Origin of the sequence: Chitinophaga varians, from assembly GCF_014529945.1 — a bacterium.
Taxonomy (GTDB): Bacteria; Bacteroidota; Bacteroidia; order Chitinophagales; family Chitinophagaceae; genus Chitinophaga; species Chitinophaga varians.
Genome location: NZ_JACVFB010000005.1, coordinates 26,347 through 48,737 on the forward strand (window position 1 = coordinate 26,347; position 22,391 = coordinate 48,737).

16 protein-coding genes are annotated in these 22,391 nt (G+C 50.7%); 8 read left to right on the forward strand and 8 right to left on the reverse strand.

What is annotated here, in order from left to right; translation table 11 throughout:
• Positions 1 to 105 precede the first annotated feature (105 nt).
• Together ICL55_RS23605 and ICL55_RS23610 are read left to right on the forward strand one after the other, a co-directional pair.
• A complete protein-coding gene (locus tag ICL55_RS23605; protein ID WP_188102072.1) occupies positions 106 to 942 on the forward strand; it encodes a sulfite exporter TauE/SafE family protein in 837 nt (278 codons plus the stop codon).
• A 3-nt stretch (positions 943 to 945) separates the two neighbouring features.
• Positions 946 to 1,347, forward strand: a complete 402-nt coding sequence (locus ICL55_RS23610) for a DUF1634 domain-containing protein (protein WP_169223986.1) — start codon at positions 946 to 948, stop codon at positions 1,345 to 1,347.
• A gap of 79 nt (positions 1,348 to 1,426) precedes the next feature.
• On the opposite strand, the gene ICL55_RS23615 is transcribed toward ICL55_RS23610, so the two are convergent.
• The 6 genes from ICL55_RS23615 to ICL55_RS23640 all read right to left on the reverse strand — a co-directional run bounded on the left by ICL55_RS23615 (position 1,427) and on the right by ICL55_RS23640 (position 12,026).
• Positions 1,427 to 3,136, reverse strand: coding sequence for a RagB/SusD family nutrient uptake outer membrane protein (locus ICL55_RS23615; RefSeq protein ID WP_188102074.1), 1,710 nt, complete (start codon positions 3,134 to 3,136; stop codon positions 1,427 to 1,429).
• Positions 3,137 to 3,155: 19 nt separating this feature from the next.
• A complete protein-coding gene (locus ICL55_RS23620; protein WP_223151572.1) occupies positions 3,156 to 6,260 on the reverse strand; it encodes a SusC/RagA family TonB-linked outer membrane protein in 3,105 nt (1,034 codons plus the stop codon).
• A 35-nt stretch (positions 6,261 to 6,295) separates the two neighbouring features.
• The gene (locus ICL55_RS23625; protein ID WP_188102076.1) at positions 6,296 to 9,298 is read right to left on the reverse strand and encodes a DUF4955 domain-containing protein; all 3,003 of its coding nucleotides are present in this window, start codon (positions 9,296 to 9,298) and stop codon (positions 6,296 to 6,298) included.
• A gap of 17 nt (positions 9,299 to 9,315) precedes the next feature.
• Positions 9,316 to 10,686, reverse strand: coding sequence for an alpha-L-fucosidase (locus ICL55_RS23630; RefSeq protein ID WP_188102078.1), 1,371 nt, complete (start codon positions 10,684 to 10,686; stop codon positions 9,316 to 9,318).
• 304 nt (positions 10,687 to 10,990) lie between these two features.
• The gene (locus ICL55_RS23635) at positions 10,991 to 11,401 is read right to left on the reverse strand and encodes a hypothetical protein (RefSeq protein ID WP_343067880.1); all 411 of its coding nucleotides are present in this window, start codon (positions 11,399 to 11,401) and stop codon (positions 10,991 to 10,993) included.
• Between the two features lie 7 nt (positions 11,402 to 11,408).
• Entirely contained in the window at positions 11,409 to 12,026 is a 618-nt protein-coding gene (locus ICL55_RS23640) for a DUF6088 family protein (RefSeq protein ID WP_188102082.1), read from the reverse strand.
• 670 nt (positions 12,027 to 12,696) lie between these two features.
• Here ICL55_RS23640 and ICL55_RS23645 point away from each other — a divergent pair.
• Positions 12,697 to 15,837 (forward strand): PQQ-dependent sugar dehydrogenase, encoded by a 3,141-nt coding sequence (locus tag ICL55_RS23645; RefSeq protein ID WP_188102085.1) that lies wholly within the window; start codon positions 12,697 to 12,699, stop codon positions 15,835 to 15,837.
• A 74-nt stretch (positions 15,838 to 15,911) separates the two neighbouring features.
• Here ICL55_RS23645 and ICL55_RS23650 read toward each other — a convergent pair whose 3' ends face one another.
• A complete protein-coding gene (locus ICL55_RS23650; protein ID WP_188102087.1) occupies positions 15,912 to 17,435 on the reverse strand; it encodes a malate:quinone oxidoreductase in 1,524 nt (507 codons plus the stop codon).
• 477 nt (positions 17,436 to 17,912) lie between these two features.
• Between ICL55_RS23650 and ICL55_RS23655 the strand changes: the two genes are divergently transcribed.
• Positions 17,913 to 18,749, forward strand: a complete 837-nt coding sequence (locus ICL55_RS23655) for a metallophosphoesterase family protein (protein WP_223151573.1) — start codon at positions 17,913 to 17,915, stop codon at positions 18,747 to 18,749.
• A gap of 34 nt (positions 18,750 to 18,783) precedes the next feature.
• Complete coding sequence (locus ICL55_RS23660; RefSeq protein ID WP_188102090.1) at positions 18,784 to 19,428, forward strand: SMI1/KNR4 family protein; 645 nt, start codon at positions 18,784 to 18,786, stop codon at positions 19,426 to 19,428.
• 42 nt (positions 19,429 to 19,470) lie between these two features.
• On the opposite strand, the gene ICL55_RS23665 is transcribed toward ICL55_RS23660, so the two are convergent.
• Positions 19,471 to 19,854, reverse strand: coding sequence for an SRPBCC domain-containing protein (locus ICL55_RS23665; protein WP_188102092.1), 384 nt, complete (start codon positions 19,852 to 19,854; stop codon positions 19,471 to 19,473).
• Between the two features lie 325 nt (positions 19,855 to 20,179).
• On the opposite strand from ICL55_RS23665, the gene ICL55_RS23670 reads away from it, so the two are divergent.
• Genes ICL55_RS23670 through ICL55_RS23680 form a run of 3 tightly spaced genes read left to right on the forward strand, consistent with a single transcriptional unit; the run spans position 20,180 to position 22,383 of the window.
• Positions 20,180 to 20,767, forward strand: coding sequence for a YdeI/OmpD-associated family protein (locus ICL55_RS23670; protein WP_188102094.1), 588 nt, complete (start codon positions 20,180 to 20,182; stop codon positions 20,765 to 20,767).
• 14 nt (positions 20,768 to 20,781) lie between these two features.
• Positions 20,782 to 21,732 carry a nitrilase family protein gene (locus ICL55_RS23675; RefSeq protein ID WP_188102096.1) on the forward strand — a complete coding sequence of 317 codons (951 nt, stop codon included), beginning with the start codon at positions 20,782 to 20,784 and terminating at the stop codon, positions 21,730 to 21,732.
• 54 nt (positions 21,733 to 21,786) lie between these two features.
• Entirely contained in the window at positions 21,787 to 22,383 is a 597-nt protein-coding gene (locus tag ICL55_RS23680; protein ID WP_188102098.1) for an RNA polymerase sigma factor, read from the forward strand.
• Positions 22,384 to 22,391: the final 8 nt, after the last annotated feature.

Consider the following 22,391-nt stretch of genomic DNA (forward strand, 5'->3'; position numbering starts at 1 on the left):
AGATTACGGATTGTGGGAATCATATTCTGCTTACTTTTGCATCATTGGCCGTGAAGGGCTGTTTTTATTGCCTGTAATTGTCGATCTAAACCAACCAACCATCTTATGACGATTTTATTATTTACACTGATCCTGCTTGCCGGGGCCTTTCTGGCGGGGCTATTGGGGTCACTTACCGGGCTGGGGGGCGGTGTGGTCATTATCCCGCTGCTGACGCTTGGTTTCCACGTTGACATCCGCTATGCGATTGGTACCGCCCTGATCGCGTCTATTGCCACCTCTTCCGGTTCTGCTTCCGCTTATGTAAAAGAAGGGATTACCAACATCCGGCTGGGCATGTTCCTGGAAATTGCCACTACCACAGGGGCCGTGGTGGGAGCGCTGATTGCGGTATTTATCCCTACCAATGTGGTGGCCATTATCTTTGGCTGCGTACTGATTTTTTCCGCGCTGATGTCTTTCCGTAAAAAATCGGAAGCTATTTCTGATGACGATGTCAGTAAACTGGCGCGTGACCTGAAGCTGAACGGAACTTATCCTTCCGGCGGCGAAATGATTTCCTACAAGGTACGGCATGTGCCAGGCGGTTATTTTATGATGACGTTTGCCGGTGTAATGTCAGGATTACTGGGTATTGGCTCCGGTGCGCTGAAAGTGCTGGCGATGGACAACATCATGCGTATCCCGTTTAAGGTGTCTACCACCACTTCCAACTTCATGATCGGGGTAACGGCGGCGGCGAGTGCGGTGGTATACCTGCAACGCGGATATGTTAGTCCCGGTTTGTGTATGCCGGTGGTATTGGGCGTACTGTTGGGAGCCTTCGGCGGCTCCCGGTTGCTGGTAAGGGTCAATACCAAATGGTTACGTATAGTCTTTGGCGTAGTGATCACGTTTCTGGCGCTTCAGATGATTTACAATGGTATCAACGGAAAACTGTAGCAGATGAAGCGTTTATTCTCGAAACATTTCTGGGCCGACAAAGATGTACAGCAACTGATCGGTAAACAGCTCCGGGTGGGCGTGATCACTTCCAGTATTATTGTATTCCTGGGAGGGATGGTATATCTGTACCGCCATGGGCATGAAGCGCCCGACTATGGCACCTTTGCCGGTGTACGGCAGGGCCTTGACAACCTGCCGGGCATCTTACAGGGTATTATGGAAGGAAAAGGCATGAATGTGATCCAGCTGGGCATTGTGCTGCTGATCGCTACACCTATTATTCGTATTGCGCTTTCTGTTTTTGCTTTTCTGCTGGAGAAAGATTATCTCTATGTGGTGATTACCCTGATTGTATTAGGTGTGATCACCTTCAGTATGGTAGGAGGACTGGAGCGATTGTAAAAAAAAACATTTTTTCGTATAATGGAAAGGGTTAGTGCAGCGCACTAACCCTTTTTTGTGAATACAACATTGATAACAGCTACCAGCCGATGTTTTGCGGGTAAGGCGTTCCGGTGGTAGTAGCATCTATCTGGTCTTGCGGTATGGGACGCAGCCAGTGTTTGGGAGCTTTAAAGTTGATCCTGGCGTTGTCGTCGCAGTGTTTCAGCAACCGGGTTTGCAAGGTGCCCGTTCTTACAAGGTCCAGCCAGCGCACATTTTCACCTGCCAGTTCGCGGGAGCGTTCATCGAGGATAAAGTCGATGTTCAGGTCAGCAGCGGTGATATCCATTTTGGTTTTATCGCCGGTAGGATAAGCCGCTCTTTCCCTGACAGCGTTCACATATTGTACCGCTTCGGCCGTGCGGCCGCTCTGCATCAGCGCTTCGGCGGCCACCAGGTAGGTTTCCGCGAGGCGGTACGCAATCAGGGGACGGATAGAAGGCGCGTTCATGTCGGAGCGTTTGGTGTCCACATATTTGGACAAAGCCGGCGACATCTTGATGGAGTATTTGTTGGACGGTATCAGTGTGTAAGGAGAGGCGGCTATTTGTGCATCGGTGAATTTACCTTGCGGCATGTAGATACAGGTGTCGCCCAGTTTCATTTTGGGCTTTCCGGGAGCAGCGCCCGCCGGAGCGCCCGCCGGCAGCGGGTTAGGCCATACCGGAATACTGCCGGCATTGTTGCAGAACCATACTGTCTGGAAACTTTTATTGAAGCGCGTATCATTTTTCCTGTCAGCGAAAACGGTGTCTGTCAACCATTTGGTGGGTACCGTACGGATGTAAGGACGGCCATCTTTGATGTTGCGGGCCATGCCGTCGATTTTCTCATACTGTGGTACAAAGAGATGCACGAGCATATTGTCCGGTGTGCGGTTGTCCTGATTGGGAGAGCCGTTGTAAGCCAGGCTGGCGGTATGTTGTACGCTCCACAGCACTTCTGCGCTGGCTTCGTTGCCTTCCGCGAAGACGCTGCCAAAATCGGGTAGCAGGTTCAGGCCCAGCGCCGGTGCGGTGGTGAGCAGGTCGATAGCCGTAGCGGCAGCATCCTGATAGTCGGTGGCTTTGGCGGCTTTGCTGCCTGCACGGGTCAGGTAAACTTTGGCCAGCACATGTTTGGCGGCAGCGGCGTTAGCGCGGCCGGCATCTATTCCTTTAGGGCCGGGCGCAAGGTCGGGGATGGCTTCTTTCAGGTCGGTAACAATGGCGTCGTATACTTTAGCCAGCGGGTCTCTGTTGGCTGAAGTCACCGGACCGGAGATGAAGGAAGTGGTGAGGGTCACATCTCCCCAAAGCTGTACGAGCACAAAGTAATAGTTGGCCCGGAGGAACTTCGCTTCAGCAATAGCTTTTTTGCGGATATCATCTGAAATACCGGTGGCCTCGGGCGCATACTGGATCACTGCATTACAGGTGTTGATATACGTGTAGATGTTGTTCCATTGTGATTTGAACTTACCATCGCTGGGCAACAGGCCCGGGTCATAGGTCATGAAGTTCTGGTTGCCGTCGTTCCCTCTTTTGAATTCATCGGTACCGGGCGTGGTCATGGAGAAATAATCCTCACAGCCCCAGATGGTGCGGGTGCCTGCGTAAGAGGCGTCCAGTGCGGCGTTCACGCCTTGTGACGTTTTATAGAAATCCGGTACCAGTACGGCCCGGGGTGTTTCGTTCAACATTTTGCTGCAACCTCCCAACAGAGAAGCGGCGGTGAATATGCCGGCAGCGAACCATATCTTTTTCATCACACTCAATTTTGAAGGTTTATAAAGTAAGGTTTATACCGAAGAGCATAGACCAGGTGGCCGGGGTGTCTGCGTTGATATTGCCGGCAGATTCCGGGTCAACACCGTGGTACTTGTTGCGGTATTCGGAGAAGAAAATGAACGGGTCCTGTGTGGTTACATATACCCGCAGGGAGCGTGCTTTCAGCTTCTGCACAAAAGAGCCGGGGACGTTGTAACCAAGGCTCAGCGTTCTTATTTTCAGGTAGCTGCCGTCGAAGTAGCCCAGTGTGGAGTTGTATTGGGTTTGTGTTCTGGACTGATTGGGTTTCGGGAAATAATTCTCGCTGTTGTAAGGCGTCCAGTAAGGCACATTCAGGTTGTTATAGTTGCCCTGGAAGGTGTTGGCAAAACCGCCGCCATACAGCTTGCTGTTGAGCGTGCTGCCGATGCGGGCATACATCACCACTGTGAGGTCGAAACCTTTATAGCTGAAGCGGTTGGTCATACCGCCCTCCCATTTAGGCTGCGGAGAGCCTACGATGGTCCGGTCGGCGTCGCTGAAAGTGCTGTCGTTGTTAACGTCTTTCACGCGGACAGTGCCGATAACGGAAGAGTTGCCGGTTACCTTCTGACCGTAGCGCAGGGCGAGCAGTGAATCGGGTTTGGTATTCTGCCAGATGCCGATACGCTGATAGTCGTAGATGGCGCCAATAGGCTGCCCTACAAACCAGCCGTTGGAGATGTCCTGCTGGATGCCGTTGTATAATTCTGTGATCTTTCCTCTGTTGATAAAGAAGTTGAGGTCTGATGTCCAGGTGAAATCGCCGGCGCCTTTGCCTTGTATGTTCACCGTAGCGAGATGTACATCGATCCCTCTGTTTTGTGTTTTGCCAACGTTTACGAGCACATCGCCGGGGATGCCGGAAGTACCGGGCAGGTGGAGCGGCAGCAACAGGTTACTGGTTTGCGCGGAATATACTTCCGCACTACCGGTGATACGGTTGTTGAACAATCCGAAATCTACCGCGAAGTTGGCCGTGGTAGTGTATTCCCATTGCAACGCCGCATTGGGAGCGGTATTGATAAACACACCGGTAACGTTGGTAGAACCGTAGTTGTAGTTGATGCCTTTCAGCGCACCAAGCGTCTGATAGGGATTGATGGCAGTGTTGCCTGTGCGGCCATAGCTGGCGCGGAGCTTCAGGTTGCTGAATACACGTGATTCGCGCATGAAGTCTTCATTGCTGACGATCCAGCCTACGGCAGCCGAAGGAAATCCTTTGAACTTATTGCCGGGTGCGAGGCGGGAGCTGCCGTCGCTGCGTGCTGTGAGGGTGAGCAGGTAGCGGTCTTTGAAACTGTAGTTAAGACGGCCCATATAGGAAACGATGTCCCATTTGCTTTCGGAGCCGCTGCCGGCGAGGTTGAGGCCGTAGGTGGTATTGAAGTATTGCAGGTCGTCAGACAGCAAGGTGTTGTTATTGTAGCTGTTGGACTGCCCGCGGGATTCCTGCAAGCTATACAGGCCGGTGAAGTTCACATGATGTTTACCGAACTGTTTATCATATGTCAGCAGGTTTTCCAGGGTGTAGTTCACATCGGAGCCGTATTTGTTTTCGCTGGTATTGAGGCTGCCGAGGTTATTGGTGGTTTTGCTGCCATAGAAATTGCCGTAGTTGTCGCTTTTGATTTCAGCGCCGCCGTTGAAGCGGTATTTTAGTCCGGGCAGGATGTTCACGTCCAGATAGGCAGTAGTGAATGTTCCGTTGCGTTTTCTTTTTTCCACGGTAGCGCCGGGAAGGAAGTCGGCCAGGGGATTCCAGATTTGTTTCTGGCTGCCGGCAAGGAAGTCATTGATCACGGCGCCGGTGCTGTCGTATGCAGGCGCCATGGGACTGGCTCTCAGGGCCTGTCCCATCGGGTTTACGCCTTCGCCGGTGGTGGTGGAGAAGTTGTTGAGTGAGCTGACGCCTATTTTGAAGATGTTATTGATCTGATGGTCTACGCTCACTTTCACGGTGAAGCGTTCAAAGGCTTGTCCCGGATATACGCCTGTTTCTTTGTAGTAACCGGCGGAGGCGGCGAATTGTGTCTTTTCGTTGCCACCGGAGATACCTATCTGGTGGTTGGTCATGATACCTGTTTTATAGATCAGGTCTTGCCAATCCGTGCTATTGCCTTTAGCGAGTTGTCTTCTTTCCTCTGCGTCGAAGCCATCGATGAGTATTTGCGGATCATCAGGACCGCTATATTTCAGCGGGGGGTCCTGTGTGCCGTTCCAGTAGGCCCATTTTTTCAGATCGGCATATTGTTGGGCATTCATGAGATCGTATTTACCGGAGGGCTTTACGAAGCCGGCATAGCCGCTGTAGGTAACCACTGCTTTGCCGCTGCGGCCACGTTTGGTGGTAACGAGGATAACGCCATTGGCGCCACGGGAGCCGTAGATAGCGGTAGAGGAAGCATCTTTCAGTACATCAACGGAGGTGATGTCATCCGGATTGAGGTCGTTGATATCTCCGTTGTACGGGATACCATCCACTACAAATAGCGGGGAGTTACCGGCTTTCAGTGAGCGGGTACCACGAATGAGGATGGTCGGTTTAGCGCCAGGCTTGCTGTTACCACCGCTTTTCTGGATATCGATGCCGGCGCCTTGTCCTTTAAGGATGGAAGTCAGGTTAGCAGCGGGTATATCACGGAGTGACTGTGCGTTGATGGAGGTGATGGAACCGGTAACGTCGGAGCGTTTCTGGGTACCATAGCCTACTACCACTACTTCATTGAGTTCTCCTTTATCTACCGCGAGGGAGATACTGACGTTGTTCATATCCGCATTTTCCACTTTCAGTTCACGGGAGATGAAGCCGGTGTAGGTAATTTTTATGAAAACGTTTGCAGGCACATCTAATTGAAAGGTGCCGTCAACCTTGGTGGTAACGCCACGGGTGGTACCTTTTACCACGATATTGGCGCCGGGAAGTGGTTCTCCGGTTTGTGAGATTACGCGGCCTTTGACGCTGACGGTTTTGTTTTGCGCGTATAACGGTGAAGTATATACGCATACAAACAATAACCAGCATACCATAAGTGAAAGCAGGCGCAGGGCATGGGCCTGCCATCCTGGGATCTGGAATTTCATAACGCTTAGTTTTTGTTGATAAAATGGATTATAGGTTAGTTGGTAATATCCTTGCCATAAAGTCGTAATGCCAGTTGCGCTTCAAAAAGGGATGCAGGTGCGACTGACTGTCCGGGCAGTTCGTTGATGCCTGCATTGTCTACAGTTACTTTGGAATCGGCCTGAAAGCCTTCCAGAATAGGGGCTGCGATGGTATAGTTCCGGCGGCGTTCCATGTCCCAGAAGTTGTAATGTTGGTCTTTGGCGGAACTGTGCCGGAAGTTCCATAGCACCAGTTGTTTGCCGTGATGCGGGTGACCGGGTTCTGGTCCGCCGAGGTTGTAAAACACGCCACCGCGGATATCATCGAACAGCGTAGCATAGGGCTGTCCGGAGTGACTATCGAAATTCTGATCGGTGCCCAGCGCGCATTGTGTGATAACGGTGCCGGCAGCGCTATAGCCGGTGCCGGGGCCATGATGTTGTGCGCCGTTGAAATAACATTGTTTGATCAGCACGCCGTAACCGGTGCGGGCATGTACGGAGGCGTGACCTTTTTTTCCGATGAATGTTACGTTCTGTACGGTGACCTGATAGCCGGCGCGGATGTTGATGCCTTCGTTCCAGTCCTGAAATATGCAGTCGCGTACCCAGCTGTTTTTGACGTATTCCATGCCTACGGCCTCCCAGGCATAGTCATGGATTTCATTTTTGTGATGGACAAAATCTTCCGGATAATTTTTCCAGTTGCTGGAAAAGCGAATACCGGTGATACCACATTCTTCGAGGCTGTTGTAGCTTACCAGTTCAAACGGCTTGCCGTCAATGAGGTGGATGTCCAGGTGCAGCGGGTTTTTGAACGTGATGGTGTTACCATTTATTTTTTCGATGGTATGTATTTCCTGGACCTGCATGCCGCCGTTGTCTCCGAGGAGGCGTGTCCATTGGGGTTTCAATGGCAACGGATCGAAGTACCATTTCGTATAGGCTTCACTGCGATGTTTTATGATAACGTCCTGTCCGGGCCGTAGTTGGGAGGCATCTGCCACTTGCACGGTGAAGGTTTCGCGGGGCGCGTTGGCGGTGATGGTGGTGAGCCGTTGCTGCTGCTGTTGTGCCGGACGGAAGAGGAACTGCCGGTCGTTGAGTCTTTTTTTATCCTGATAGATTTCTGTGCCGCCTTCCTGGCTGCCACTACCCTGCAGGATGATATTGCTGCTGGTGATGAGGATTTGTTTTTTATTGTCTTCATCGGGTGCCAGCAGGAACTTGCCTTTGGGGAAAAAGACGATACCGCCGCCGGGATTGGCCATGGCTGCATCTACAGCACGTTGTATGGCTTCGTCGTCATACTGATCGTCATTAGGCACCGCACCAAACCGGGTGACATCGAACTTCTTCTTACCGGTCAAATCTGGTAAGGGGCTCTCTGAAAAATGATAGCCGGCATAGGAAAAATCGGGCAAAACAGGCACCGTATTATTTTTCCGTGCCGCTACAAATTCTTTCCACAGTGGCGCCACGGGCGGCGCTGCGACAATGGTGCCATCCACCGTTACATTCCGGGCAGCACCTTCCAGCTGGAGGAACTGGTCGGGTGCGGGGTGTTTGACGGCTTTCAGTTCTACCGCTCTGGAGTCCGCGATGCGCACCAGCGGCTCTTTGCCGGTATTGCCGGGAAGTGCCCAGTTGATGAGCTGCACCTGGTCAATATCATGGGCAATTACCGCTGGCCGCGCGTCGGGCTGATCGCAGGTATAGGTGATATCATGGAAACGAATATTTTTAGCGTGACGGATGTACAATGCATAGGCCGGTATCTGCTTACCGAACATTTTTATTTCAGGGTAATCGCGTTCCCTCTCTTCCAGTTTAACCTGCGCGTCTGCTGCGGTCCCTTCGCCGGGAACGTTGATGTGGATATTGTCGAGTGTGATGCCGTCGATATCGTGTCCGGGAATGCCGCTGATGAGCATGCCGGTCCAGGTACCCTGTTTGACGGTCACGTTTTTGATGCTGATGTTGCTGATACTGCCGACTTCCTGTTGTGCATCACCTTCGCGGAAAGTTTTCAATCGTGCGCCGAGGCGGATGATGATGGGCATATTCACCTTGTCCATTTTCACGTCGCTGATGCTGATGTTGCGGAGTTGTGAGCCATCGACAGAGAAGAGTTTGATTCCGCCTTCGCGGGCAAAGGCCACATCGATATGGCTGACGTTTATGTTTTCGAAGTTGCCGGCCGATTCGGTACCAAATTTAATAGCGCCTTCGCCGGTATTGATTTTAATGTTGCTGATGGTGACATCGCGGCAGGGATAGGGGCTGGTGGTTTTAAAGCAGATAGCATCGTCGCCGCTGTCGATATCGCAATCGCGGATCACCACTTTTTCGCAGCAGTCGATATCGATGCCGTCATTGTTGCCCAGTCCGCGGCTTCTGATGGTTACTTTTTCTGTTAATATGTTGGTACAATGGAAGAAATGCATGGTCCAGGCCGTAGGCCCCTGGAGATGGATATCGGATACATTGACCTGCTTGCAGCGAACAAAACGAACGAGGAAAGGCCGTCTTTCGTGGCCGCCGGAAGCCCTTACCAGTTTCCCCTGACCATCGATGGTGCCTTTGCCGGTAATGCCGGTGTTAGTCACGTCTACCGCACCGATGAGGGCATAACCCATTTGTTGACCGAGACCGTCTTTAAAGCCATCCACGATCTGATAGTCTTTGATATCGGGGCTGCCCAGCAATGTGGCGTTTTCTTCCACGAGGAGCAGCACCTTGTTTTTGAGCAGCAGGGTGCCGGTAAGCCAGGTGCCGGCGGGCACACGGACTTTCCCTCCGCCGTTGGCGGCACAGGCATCGATGGCCTGCTGAATGGCTGCCGTATTCAGTGTTTTGCCGTCGCCCACCGCGCCGTAGCGGGTGATATCGACAACAGTTTCTTTGTCCATGGCCATGCACATGGAGGATATCAACAGCCAACAGAGCAGCTGTAGTGACAGGTAGTTTTTCATAACGCTGTGGAAATAGAGAGACAGGCGACAACCAATTCTCATCGGTTACCGCCTGTTTTTTATAAAGTTCCGGTTGTTTCTACTTTGATGACAGTAGCGATAGCATCGGGAGCCTGGGCGGGTACATTGATGAGGAGTCCTTCATCTGTGGTGGTGGCATTGAGTTTTTTACCACCGGCCAGCAGGCGGGCGCTGTTGACTTTATTTTTCAGGCCGGGCACTATCAGTTTACCATCAGCGGGCCAATTGAATACGTGGAGATAAAGCGTGGTGTTGCCGTCTTTCACTTTCCGGGTGCAACGTCCCCAGGGTAATGCGCCGAAAGGACTGCCATTAGTGGCGTAGATGGCTTCACCGTTCACTTTCATCCACTGGCCGATGCCTTTCAGTCCATCGATGCTGGCTTGGGGGAATTGTCCCAGCGCGTCCGGGCCCACATTCAGGAGATAGTTACCATTTTTAGAGGAGATGTCTATCAGGTTTCTGATCAGTGTTTCTGTGCTTTTCCATTTGTTGTCATAGCTTTTATAACCCCAGGTGCCGTTCATGGTCATACAGGTTTCCCAGTCGCGGCCATCCAGTTCACCCTGTGTGGGGATTTTCTGTTCCGGTGTTTTGTAATCGCCCGGGAAATTGGGTCTTTTAAGCCTGTCGTTGGTGATGATATTGGGTTGCAGCGATAATACCGCTTGTAGTTTTTTAGCGTATTCGTCGGTCATGTTAGTAGGCGTATCCCACCATAACACCGCCACGTCGCCGTAGTTGGAGAGCAGTTCTTTCACTTGTGGTACTGCTACCTTATCTATATATTCTCCCATGGTGGCGCTGGTTTGTGCCGGGTCCCAGTGGCCGGTGTTAGCCTGCGTATAGGCGTCAATTTTAGCTGAGTCGGGGTTGGCCCAGCCTTCTGCGGTGGCTTTGCGGGCAGCGGCGCCGCCGGGGTTGTTCCAGTCCTGTGCCTGAGAGTAGTAGAAGCCCAGTTTGAGGCCATATTTTTTACAGGCAGCTGTCAGTGGCTGGAGCACATCTTTTCCATAGGGAGTAGCGTCCGCGATGTTCCATTTGCTGGCGGCAGATTTGAACATGGCGAAGCCGTCGTGGTGTTTCGCGGTGATAACGATGTATTTCATGCCGGCATCTTTCGCTGCTTTCACCCAGGCGTCCGCATCGTATTTTATCGGGTTGAAGGATTTAGCCACCTGTTGATAGTCGGCCACTGATATTTTGCCGCGGTTCATGATCCACTCGCCGCCGCGACCTACCTGATGTCCCTGCCAGTTGCCGGCCAGCTGGGCATAAACACCCCAGTGGATGAACATGCCGAAACGGGCTTCCCGCCACCATTTCATGTGCTCATCGTGAGCTGTTTGTGCGAAGATTGATTGCGCAGCGCAGCAGCACGCCAGCAAAGAAAGCAATAGTTTTTTCATTACGTGTTGTTAGTTGTTATAGGTGGTGAAAATATCGATTTTGGTGAATGGTCTGGTGCGTATTAAATACTGATTTCTTCCCGTTTCCTGTTGACTGATGACGTATCTCTTTCTAATTTACTGCAATCGTTTGCATTTCTTCCGCAAAAAATAAGCGCGAGGCGCTTTCTTCTTTTATAGTGTTTGTTTTACACTTAAATTTTGATGTTCTAAAGATCGGAAATAAATCACCTGGGGAGTAAGCTGATTTTCACTTTTTGTCATGTTTTTTTCGCAATGTGGGGAGGGCTGGAAAAGAATAGTGTCAGGAAGTATTCCTGAACTTTTCTAATATGGTGGTGAGTCCATCAAGCACTACGGAAAAATCCGGTGTTTGTCCATATAACATATGGTCTGTCATATATAGATAGTCATCCTTGTATGCGTCAAGAAGCTCCAGGGGTGGAATAAATGAAATATTTTGTCTGTCAAGGGAAGTATAGTTCCCCATGTATTTCAGACGACTGTAGTGTTTACGATGCCTTTGGATGGTAGTATACAGTTCAGTATCGGCAAGTGCTTCATCAGCTATTCCTGCATAGTCCATTTGTATCATGTCGTAGAAATGCCGTGACATACGTTCTATCCTGATCTTCCTGATATCAGTTTTTATGAATTCCTCACTTAGCAGAAATGCTTTTTCAAGAAACGTTTTTTTGGGAATCACGACTGGTATGTAAAAATCATTTTTTTGTCATAGTGTGAGGCTTGAATAAGTTAACAATGAAGTCATTGACTTTTGCCGGTGCCAATGACAGGTCGTGTTTTAGTTTGCGAGGGTCTTCCTGCTCCAGCAGACCTTTGATTTTACTTTTTGTCACATCTCCGATTTGGTCCAGCGTTGTCTCTTCTAACGCGAGTATTACCAGGGAGCTGATTTTTCCTACCCGGGACAGGCGTTTTCGGGACGTGGCCTTCATCCTGACCTCCAGTTTCCCGATTTTTAGTTTTCTGGGAGAACCATCTGTCAGATATACCAGCTTAGTAGGTACTTGTGTGGTCAATCCAAGCATATTCATGGCATTGGCGCCGGATGGAACGATGTGTATCTTTTCCTTTTTGGCGATCATGTTTACCACATCTTCTGCTCCGGGTTTTAATTCTCCCAATATGCTGTCTGTTTTGGGAGTGTGATAGATGCCATGCGCCAGCCGCCTGATAGTACCGTTGCGTGTCATCCGGAACAGCGCTTGTTTAATCGCCGTCTCCGTGCCAATACCACGAAAATCCGTGGGGAAAATAAGTGCCCCTGGTTTTTTCCTGGCTATCTGATCAGCGATCTGTGTATGGACCTTTTTCATGACAACGAATATACTAATAAAAACAAGAATCCGATTTAAAATTTGTAACTAAAATTTGTAAAAAGGTTACATTTTATCAATTTAATAAATTGATTATCATATTGATATATTTTATTAACATATTTTAACATGTAAATGCAGGCGGGTTGGGTTGTTACATTCTCTTTCAGCGAATCAACACGTAAAATTGATAACAGCATTTATACTAATGGTGAGGAGATAGGCATCGGCCGTTTTTCGGCTTGCCCTCATCTAATTTTGAGAAACCTGTATCCATTTTTTGTGACAACGAAGACATCTAAAATGCAGGAAATGCCAAAAAACTATTTTGAAATCTGCAATCGTTTGCATAATTTAGGACCACAGCCAGGATCTGAAACGCCAAAATTCACTTTGGAAACCATAGACCATTTGTAGCCTCGTACCTGAAAAAATCCCGGAAACTACCCTGTAGCCAAGTGTTGTTGAAAACCCGTTTCCACCGTACCATTTTATTGATTGTTTAAAACATCATTGTATGACATCCTCTTAATGCCATGTACATCATGAGCAGGACAATGCCCGCCTGCTCCCCGGAAATTATGCGCAAGTGTATAACTATGACGGATATACGCTAACGGGCGACCTATGTATTTATCACCCTCATTATCCACCTTTAAAGTTTTTGATGATGAAAAAAAGATACGCGATACTTCTGTTATGGTTGTTATCCGTGACGACTGCCCTGTCGCAATCCCTGCCAACCAATTTTCAGCGGGTGCAGGTAGTGAACGGCATCAGCAGCCCCACCTCCATGGCTTTCCTGCCTGACGGCCGCATACTGGTATGTCAGGAAACAGGTCAGCTGCGTGTGGTGAAAAACGGCGCGTTGCTATCAACGCCGGCGATCTCGCTGTCGGTCAACAGCAGCGGGGAACGTGGCCTTATCGGCGTGGCGGTAGATCCCGCCTTCGCCAGCAACCACTACATCTATCTCTATTACACGAACACGTCGGGGCCTCACAACCGCGTCAGCCGCTTTACCATGACCGGCGACGTGGCCGGCTCTGAAACGGCTATTCTGGACCTGCCTACTCTCAGCGCTATCTACCACAACGGCGGCGGCCTGTCTTTCGGCAACGATGGCAAACTGTATGTCTCCGTAGGGGACAACAAAGTGGGCAATAACGCCAGCAACCTCGACAGCTACATGGGCAAACTGCTACGCATCAACACCGATGGCTCCGTACCGGCAGGCAACCCCTTCAGCGGCGGTGCCCAACGCAGTCGCGTATGGGCGTACGGGTTACGCAACCCCTTCACTAACGCCATAGACCCCGTTACCGGCAAAATCTACATCAACGACGTAGGCGAGTCTACCTGGGAGGAAATCAATGACGCGACCACCGGCGGACGTAATTTCGGATGGCCCACACAGGAAGGTAACTGTACCAGCGGTTGCTCAGGCTTCACCAACCCTATCTACCGCTACAGCACCAACCGCGATGGCTCCCCGCCAGACGGCCAGGGATGCGCCATCAACGGCGGCACCTTCTTCAATGGCGCAATCAGCAACTACCCGGCTACCTACAACGGAAAATATTTCTTCCTCGACTACTGCGGCGGATGGATCAACTATATCAACCCGGCTTCCCCCTCCCGCACGGCTTTCGCTACCGGCCTCGGTGGCGGCATGGTATACCTGAAACAAGGCCCCGATGGAAACCTGTACTACCTGAGCCGCGACAACAGTGCGTTGTATAAAATTGTGTATACCGGCACACAGGCGCCGGTGATCAGCACCCAACCACAACCGGTAACGGTGCCGCAGGGACAGACAGCAGTGTTCAGCGTAACAGCGGTGGCCAATCCGGCGCCGACCTACCAATGGCGCAAAAACGGCAGCAATATCAGCGGGGCTACTGCGGCAACATACGCTATCGCCAATGCGCAACCTGCCGACACTGGGCTGTACAGCGTAGTGATCACCAACAGCGCCGGCAGCGTTACCAGCAACAACGCAAAGCTGACGGTAACCGCTCCTAATACCCTGCCGGTGGCCACCATCACAGCGCCATTGAACAATGGAAAATTCCGTGCAGGCGACACCGTTAGTTTCGCTGGTACCGGTACCGATGCGGAAGATGGTACGCTACCAGCCAGCGCCTTCCACTGGTGGGTGGACTTCCATCATGCTAATCACGTGCATCCCGGTCCACAGACGCCCGACAGCGTGAAAAGCGGCAAGTTCGTGATCTCTGCCGAAGGTCATACGGAAACAGACATCTGGTATCGTATACTTCTCTCTGTGAAAGACAGCCGGGGCGAACTCGATACTACGTATGTGGAATTATTCCCGGTGACTTCCAACCTCTCGCTACAAACGCAGCCCGCAGGTTTGCAGATCAAACTGAATGACATGCCGTTTACCACCCCGTATAGTACCCCTGCTTTATCGGGCATGGTACGACCGATGGAAGCGCCGTCTCCACAGGTGCTCAATGGCGTTACCTATATTTTTGACCACTGGGCACATGGAGGCAACCGGGCGCAGAACATTAAGATCACCGATAACGACACCACTTATACGGCAGTATTCAAAGCTGCGCCGGCAGCCACATTGCTGCCACCGGTGCAGGACGCCTATGTACGCGACGGTACCAACGCCAACACCACCTGGGGCACCTCCGATTCCACCTTCCTCATCACGAAGGTGTCGCCGGCAGGACAGCTCAACAACGCGCGGGAGGCTTATCTCACTTTCGATCTTACCAATACGGCCAGCAGCGTGTCTGCAGTAGTGCTGCGATTGTATGGACGTGTAGACGGCACCGTAGCGATGAGCGTGCCCGTAGGCGTGTATCCGTTGAGCAATACTACCTGGTCTGAAAAAACCATTACCTGGACTAACAAACCAGCTTCGGGCACTACGTTGCTGGCATCTACCGTGCTAACGAACGACAGTGCGCGTTACTACACCTGGGATGTGACCAGCTACGTGCAGAGCGAGCTGGCAGCCGGCAGGAAGAAAATTGCTTTCGTTATGAAGAGCCAGCAGGCCCATGACCCACGCATCTTCCTCAATTCCAAAGAAGCCGCTGTCAATCCGCCGCAGCTCTCCGTGATCGGTGACAGCTCCGGCCCCGGCCCTGTTTGTATTCCGGCACAAGCCAGTGCCGACGATGGCAACGTGGCCGCCAATGCGATCGACAATGACCTGAATACCCGCTGGTCGGCCTCCGGCGAACAGTCGATTCAGTTCTGCCTCGGCACCAGCAGTACGACTGTCAGTGGTGTGGACATCGCCTTCTATAAAGGAGATACCCGCCGCGCTTCGTTCGATATACAGGTAAGCAACGACGGTACTACCTGGACCAACGCCGCTACCGGCCTGCAAAGCAGCGGTACTTCCACCGCTTTCGAGTCCTTCACCTTCGCGGCTGTCACGGCCAGGCACGTACGAATTCTCGGCCACGGCAACAATGTGAACGCATGGAACAGCTATGCAGAAGTGAAAATCAAAACAGGCACTGCCCTGGCTGCTAAAGAAACGGGGCTGGCAGTGATGAACACTTATCCCAACCCCGCTACGTCTGTGGTGACGGTAACATTCAGGTTGCCATCAGACGGACGTACCACGCTGGGGGTGTATGATCTTGGCGGTAAACTGGTGCAGATGCCGGTGAATGGCCAGTTACAGGAAGGCGCCCATACAAGGACGCTCTCCGTATCAGGATTACCGGCTGGGATGTATTTCCTCAAACTGGTACATAATGGAAAAGTGATCGTGAAACGGGTAGTAGTAGGAATGGGTCAGGCAGATAACAGATAAATACATAACGCTTAGAACGACAAAGCCCCTGCGTTTCCGCGGGGGCTTTTGTATATAATACAGGTTAATCGCTGTTAGTCCTGGCCTACTGCCTGCATGGCTTTCAGTTCCAGTACTTCTGTGGTCCAGGAACGCAGCTCTTCACACAGTTGTGGATTGTTGAGCAGGGACTGGCCATAAGAAGGGATCATTTTTTTCAGCTTCAGCTGCCATGCTTCCGTTTCCACATAGTCTTTGAAGCAACGTTTCAGCAGGTTGAGCATGATAGACACTGCAGTAGATGCTCCCGGGGAAGCGCCCAGCAGAGCGGCGATGGAGCCATCGGCTGCGCTGACAACTTCAGTACCGAATTCGAGAATACCGCCGTGTTCGGGATCTTTTTTGATCACCTGTACACGCTGACCGGCAATTTCCAGTTTCCAGTCTTCCATGCGTGCCTCAGGGAAGTATTCGCGGAGGGCATCCAGTCTGTCTTCCGGCTTCTGGCGTACCTGTGCGATGAGGTATTTGGTCAGCGGAATATTATCGAGACCGGCAGAAACCATGGGGTGGATATTATCTAAGCTGATAGATTTAGGTAAATCCAGGAAGGAGCCGTTTTTCAGGAATTTAGTGGAGAATCCGGCGTAAGGTCCGAACAGCAGGGCCCTTTCACCGTCAATCATGCGGGTGTCGAGGTGAGGCACAGACATAGGCGGTGCGCCTACAGAGGCTTTGCCATATACTTTCGCCTGATGTTGGGCAATGATGTCGGGATTGGTGCAACGCAGCCACTGGCCACTAACCGGGAAGCCGCCGAAGCCTTTGCCTTCAGGAATATCAGATTTTTCGAGGAGAGGGAGGGAACCACCGCCAGCACCGATGAAAACGAAGTCCGTTTTGATCGTTTTCTTGTCGCGGGTTTCGCGGTTTTTCACCTTGATCTGCCAACCGCCGTCATCGGCTCTTTTCATATCACGTACATCGTGATTAAAATAGATGGTCACACCATCGAGTTGTTCAAGGTGATTGAACAGTGCACGGCTCAGGGCGCCGAAATTCACGTCTGTGCCCATTTCCATATGCGTGGCTGCCACTTTCTGATTCGGGTCGCGACCTTCCATCACCAGGGGCATCCAGGCATGCAACTGCTCTTTATCTTCGGAGTATTCCATCTTTTTAAACAGATGGCATTGTTGTAAAGCTTTGTAGCGCTTCTTCAGGTAGTCCACGTTCTCTTCTCCCCAAACAAAACTCATGTGAGGGATGCTCTGGATAAACGCTTGCGGATTGGAAATAATGTTGTTTTCTACCAGATAAGCCCAGAACTGCCGGGATACTTCAAATTGCTCGGCAATATTCACGGCTTTTTTGATTTCCACAGAGCCATCCTGCTTCTGTGGCGTGTAGTTCAGCTCACAAAAAGCAGAGTGACCGGTACCTGCATTGTTCCATGCGTCGGAACTTTCTGCAGCTGCCATATCCAGTCGCTCATAGATTTCGATGGTCAATTCTGGCTGCAGCTCTTTGAGGAGTGTACCCAGGGTGGCGCTCATGATTCCTGCGCCGATTAAAACCACATCCGGACCTGTTTCAGACGTACGCTTGCTTCTAAACATAACCCCATTTTTATTCGAGGTGCAAAGTTACAATCAAATCATTTAGCGAGGGTAAGAAAATGAAGGATTCAGGGTAATATTAACAATCTGATTACAATTCTTTCTGAATAAATTGAAAGTTGAGCGGCAATTATGAAAAATATCAATTTGCAATCGATGGAGATTTTTGGAATAATATATTGATAATCAAATATTTATTATATCATGTATGGTGAAATCTCACATATGATTATGGCTTTTAGCTGATTGATATTATCTTGTGTGAGCCTGATGTTTTTTTAACAAGCGCAATTATGCTCCATGGCGAATGGCGAATTACGAATGATGAATGAGGACGGCAGCGAATTTCACGTAGTGATGACAGGAAAAACAACGACATTTTTATAATTATCTAGTCGTTTCATTCGTCATTTGATTTTTCTGTTAATATATAATCTGTAGCCATCGATTCCATCGGGGAAAAACTAATTTTAACTCATGATGAACAGACGTGAATTCTTCCGCGGCGTATCAGCTGCCATTGTTATCCAGGCTTGCGGTAAAATCGTTACCGCCGCCACCAGCAAAGACTTTAAGAATAAGACCGTATTCCGCTTCGCCATCGGCTCCGACTGGCACTATGGTGAACCGAAAACGGAATGGGAACAATATTACCATGATCTGGAGAAAGCTTTCCACGCATACGAAAAAGACAACCCCTGCTCTTTCTTCGTACTCAACGGCGATGTGATCCACAACGACCCCTCCTTCATGGTGCCCGCTGCCACGATGTTTAAACAGATCCACCCTAAGGTATACGCCACCCGCGGTAACCATGATCAGGTGACGCCGGAAGTATGGCAACAGGCATGGGGCTTCCCGCTCAACCACGACGTGGTGTTCGGCGACAACGTGATCCTGCTCGGCGACACGGCAGATATCAAAGGAAACTACCTCAGTCCGGATGTGGCCTGGTTCCGCGAGAAACTGGAGCAGCATAAAAAAGCAGCCAACATCTTCATCTTCGTACATATCACACCGGTGAAATGGACCAAACACGGCATTGACGCACCGGAATTCCAGGCGCTGATCAAACAATATCCCAATGTACGGGCGGTATTTAACGGCCACGACCATCAGGAGGACAGCGTGAAAATGCTCGATGAAAAAATACCTTTCCTCTGGGACGGCCACGTAGGCGGTAGCTGGGGCGTAGCATACCACGGCTTCAGAGTAGTGGAACTCAGGCAGGATGGCAGCATACTGTCATTTGTGATGAACCCCTACCAGAAACAGGGAGAACAGTCCTTTAAACGCGCATTGGTGCACAAATAAGCTGTATCTTTCCGTGCCAAAACGATAGAGAAAGATGACGACACTGGAAACCATAGAGCGGGAACATCAATTTGAATATCCTGCGCTGTATAAACAACTGGACAGGGATGGTATGTTATCATGGGGGACACTGGGACCGGGATGGTATTCCACCGAGTTTCCCCGCGTAAAGGACAATCCTCCCTTCTTACTGTTTGCCAACGATTTTGAAATCATTGAGCAGAAAGATATTTCAGGAGAAGTAGCGGAAGGAATGCTGTTTGCCGATAAAAGTCACCGGTTTGTGCCTTTGGGATACACCGGCGCGGGCGACTGGTACGCCTTTTATTACAACCTGAAAGATGGTGATGACGTGCCCATCGTGTTGGTTTATCACGATTCCAACGAAGCGGTGATCATGGCTAAAAACCTGCAGGACTTCATCTTTGCGCGGTTGCTGGAAACGTTGATTGAACAAGACCCTGCGTATCCGGGGCTGATCACTGAAGGAGACCAGGCTGCCAATGCGGGCAATTTCCTCCGTACCCACGGACGTTATCTTTCGCCCCGTCAGCAGGAGATCGCAGCCCGCATATACGAAAAAGGAGTGATCACGGAAGATGAGCTGCGTGACATACTGGAAGCGGAGATCAATTTTGACTGGCTGGACAGCAGTTTCCCTTATCAGACAAATGACTAAAATAACAGATCGCCGGCCACGCCATAGCGGGCCGGCGATTGACTACTCTTTATAAAAATCTATCAACGAACCGAAATAGGCCTCCTGCCAGCCGGTCGTAATATCTTCAAAGGCCTCGTCCGGAATATTGGTGTGCCTCAACTCCACATCGGTACCTTTTTTACCGGGATGCAGAATGATGGTCACAATGGAGGGCGCTTCTTCCTCTTCCCCAAAATACCATTGCTGCACAATCTTCCTCCCCGGCTCAAATTCCAGGTTCTTACCCACAATGCTCTCTTCCCACAGGGCAAACTCTGACCCCGGTTCGGTAGACATCTCCGCTGGCTCACCAGTCCATAATTGTATCGTGGCCGGATTGGTCAATGCCGCATATACTTCTTCCGGTTCTGCCGGAATGCTAAAATATTTCTTGAAATCTTTCATATCAGTTTTCTGCTTGCCCAAAACTAGCCCATTTTTAGATTTTGACATTTTATTATTTGGCCATTGGGATTTTGGGATTTTTTGATTTACGATTTTGGAATTTCGGGGGTTTAGGAGTTGAAAGATTGAGTAACCTGGTTATTGGGTGGTTGATCGGAGGATTTTGGTGATTCGTCGCATTTTACTTTGCTGTCTGAGCGAATTTTTGAAGTTTTATTTCAAATTATTGGGTAACTTTTTGGACAAAAATTTTACGATAGGCTATCATCAAATCCCCGAAATTCGTAAATCAGAAAATCCGTAAATCCAATAATCCAATACTCAAATGACAAAATACCCAAATGAGCCTGTGTTTTTTGAGACGGGAGCCGCCTTCCGTAAATGGCTGGATAAAAATCATCATAAAGCAGAAGAGCTGCTGGTTGGATATTACAAGACCAGCTCCGGGAAAAAAAGCATGTCGTGGTCGGAGTCGGTAGATGAGGCGATCTGTTATGGCTGGATAGATGGCGTTCGCAGGTCTGTCGACGAAGAAAGTTACACGATCCGCTTTACGCCCCGCAAGCCTAAAAGCATCTGGAGCGCCATCAACATCAAGAAGGTGGAAGACCTTACCCGCGAAGGCCGGATGATGCCGGCGGGCCTCGCCGCTTTCAGTAAACGGGAAGTGAAGCGTTCCGCTATTTATACCTACGAGTTGGAGGAGTCAGCAAAGCTCTCTGATGAATTTGAACAACAATTCCGTGCCAACGAAAAAGCCTGGGCTTTTTATCAGAAAATGGCGGCTGGCTACCGCAAGTTGACCGCCCACTGGGTGATGACGGGCAAACAGGCCGCCACCCGGGAGAAACGGCTGGCGGAGCTGATACGGGATTGTGCAGAGGGAAAGAAAGTGAAAAAATATAACTATTAAGGATATACGAAATCATGGAAAAATTAAAAGTAGCAACCGCTCAATTTGAGAACAGAAGTGGAGACAAAGATTATAACCTTCAGCAGATAAATGACATGGCCGCACAGGCTGCGGCTGACGGTGCGCAGGCCATCGCCTTTCACGAGTGCTCCGTAACCGGCTACACCTTTGCCCGCCACCTTTCCAAAGAGCAGATGCTGGACCTGGCCGAATTCATTCCTGACGGCCCCAGTATACAGGTCCTCACGGCCATCGCCCGCGAACACAATATCGCCATCCTGGCCGGCCTCTTTGAGAAAGATGCGGAAGACAAACTATACAAAGCGTATGTATGCGTGGATAAAAACGGACTGGTGGCCAAATACCGTAAGCTGCATCCGTTCATCAACCCGCACCTGACGCCTGGCGATGAATATGTAGTGTTTGACCTGCTGGGATGGAAATGTGGTATCCTGATCTGCTATGACAACAACGTGATTGAAAACGTAAGAGCTACGGCTTTACTCGGCGCCGACATCATCTTCATGCCACATGTGACCATGTGCACGCCTTCTTCCCGCCCCGGCGCCGGATTTGTAGACCCTGCCCTGTGGCAGAACCGCGAAGCTGATCCCACCTCCCTGCGGCTGGAATTTGACGGCCTCAAAGGCCGCGGCTGGCTCATGAAATGGCTGCCCGCCCGCGCATACGACAACGGCGTGTTCGTGGTGTTCTCCAACCCCATCGGTATGGACGACGATCAGCTGAAAAACGGGTGCTCCATGATACTGGACCCCTTCGGTGATATCCTGGCAGAATGCCGCAAACTGGGCAACGATTTCGCTATCGCCACCCTCACACCCGAAAAGCTGCAGCAGGCGGGCGGTTACCGCTACCGCAAAGCCCGTCGCCCCGACCTGTACCGCGATGTGATCGGTCAGCAGCATACCTCCGAACAGAAGGTTGTATGGCTGGACAATAAATAAGTTTTATTATTTTTAAAACTCCGGGTAGAACAAGAGGCAACCGGGTTTGCCACGATGCATACAATTCCACATAATGAAACCGAACTACTAAAACGTTTGGCCAACGGGGACGCGGTAGCTTACCGCGAACTGTTCGTGCGTCATTGGGATGCTGTGTATTCTTCGGCCCTGCTGCTTTCCCGTTCTCCCGATATTGCTGAAGATATTGCCCAGGAAGTATTTGTGACCCTTTGGGAAAAACGTGCGCAGCTGGCACAGGTAGAGAAGCTGGAAGCCTACTTCTTTATCATGGCCCGTAACCTGCTCTACAGCCGGCTGCGCAAGTTGGCTTCCCAGGATGCCTATCTGCAATACGTGCTGAACTATCAGCAGGAAGCCAGCCACGCCGGCACAGAAGCCCGGGCAGAATTTAAAGAACTGGAAAACGCTGTCCACGCTGCCATCCGCCGGCTGCCACCCCAACAACAGAAAGCTTTTCGCATGAGCCGCTTTGAAGGCATGGGGCATGAAGAAATAGCCCGTGTCATGGGTCTGTCCCGCATCACCATTAAAAGTTATATTGTACAGGCGCTGGCCACCCTCCGTAAACTACTACAGCACTATCCCGGATTGTTCCTCATTACCATTGCCACATTGGCCAACTGCTACTGAAAAAAATA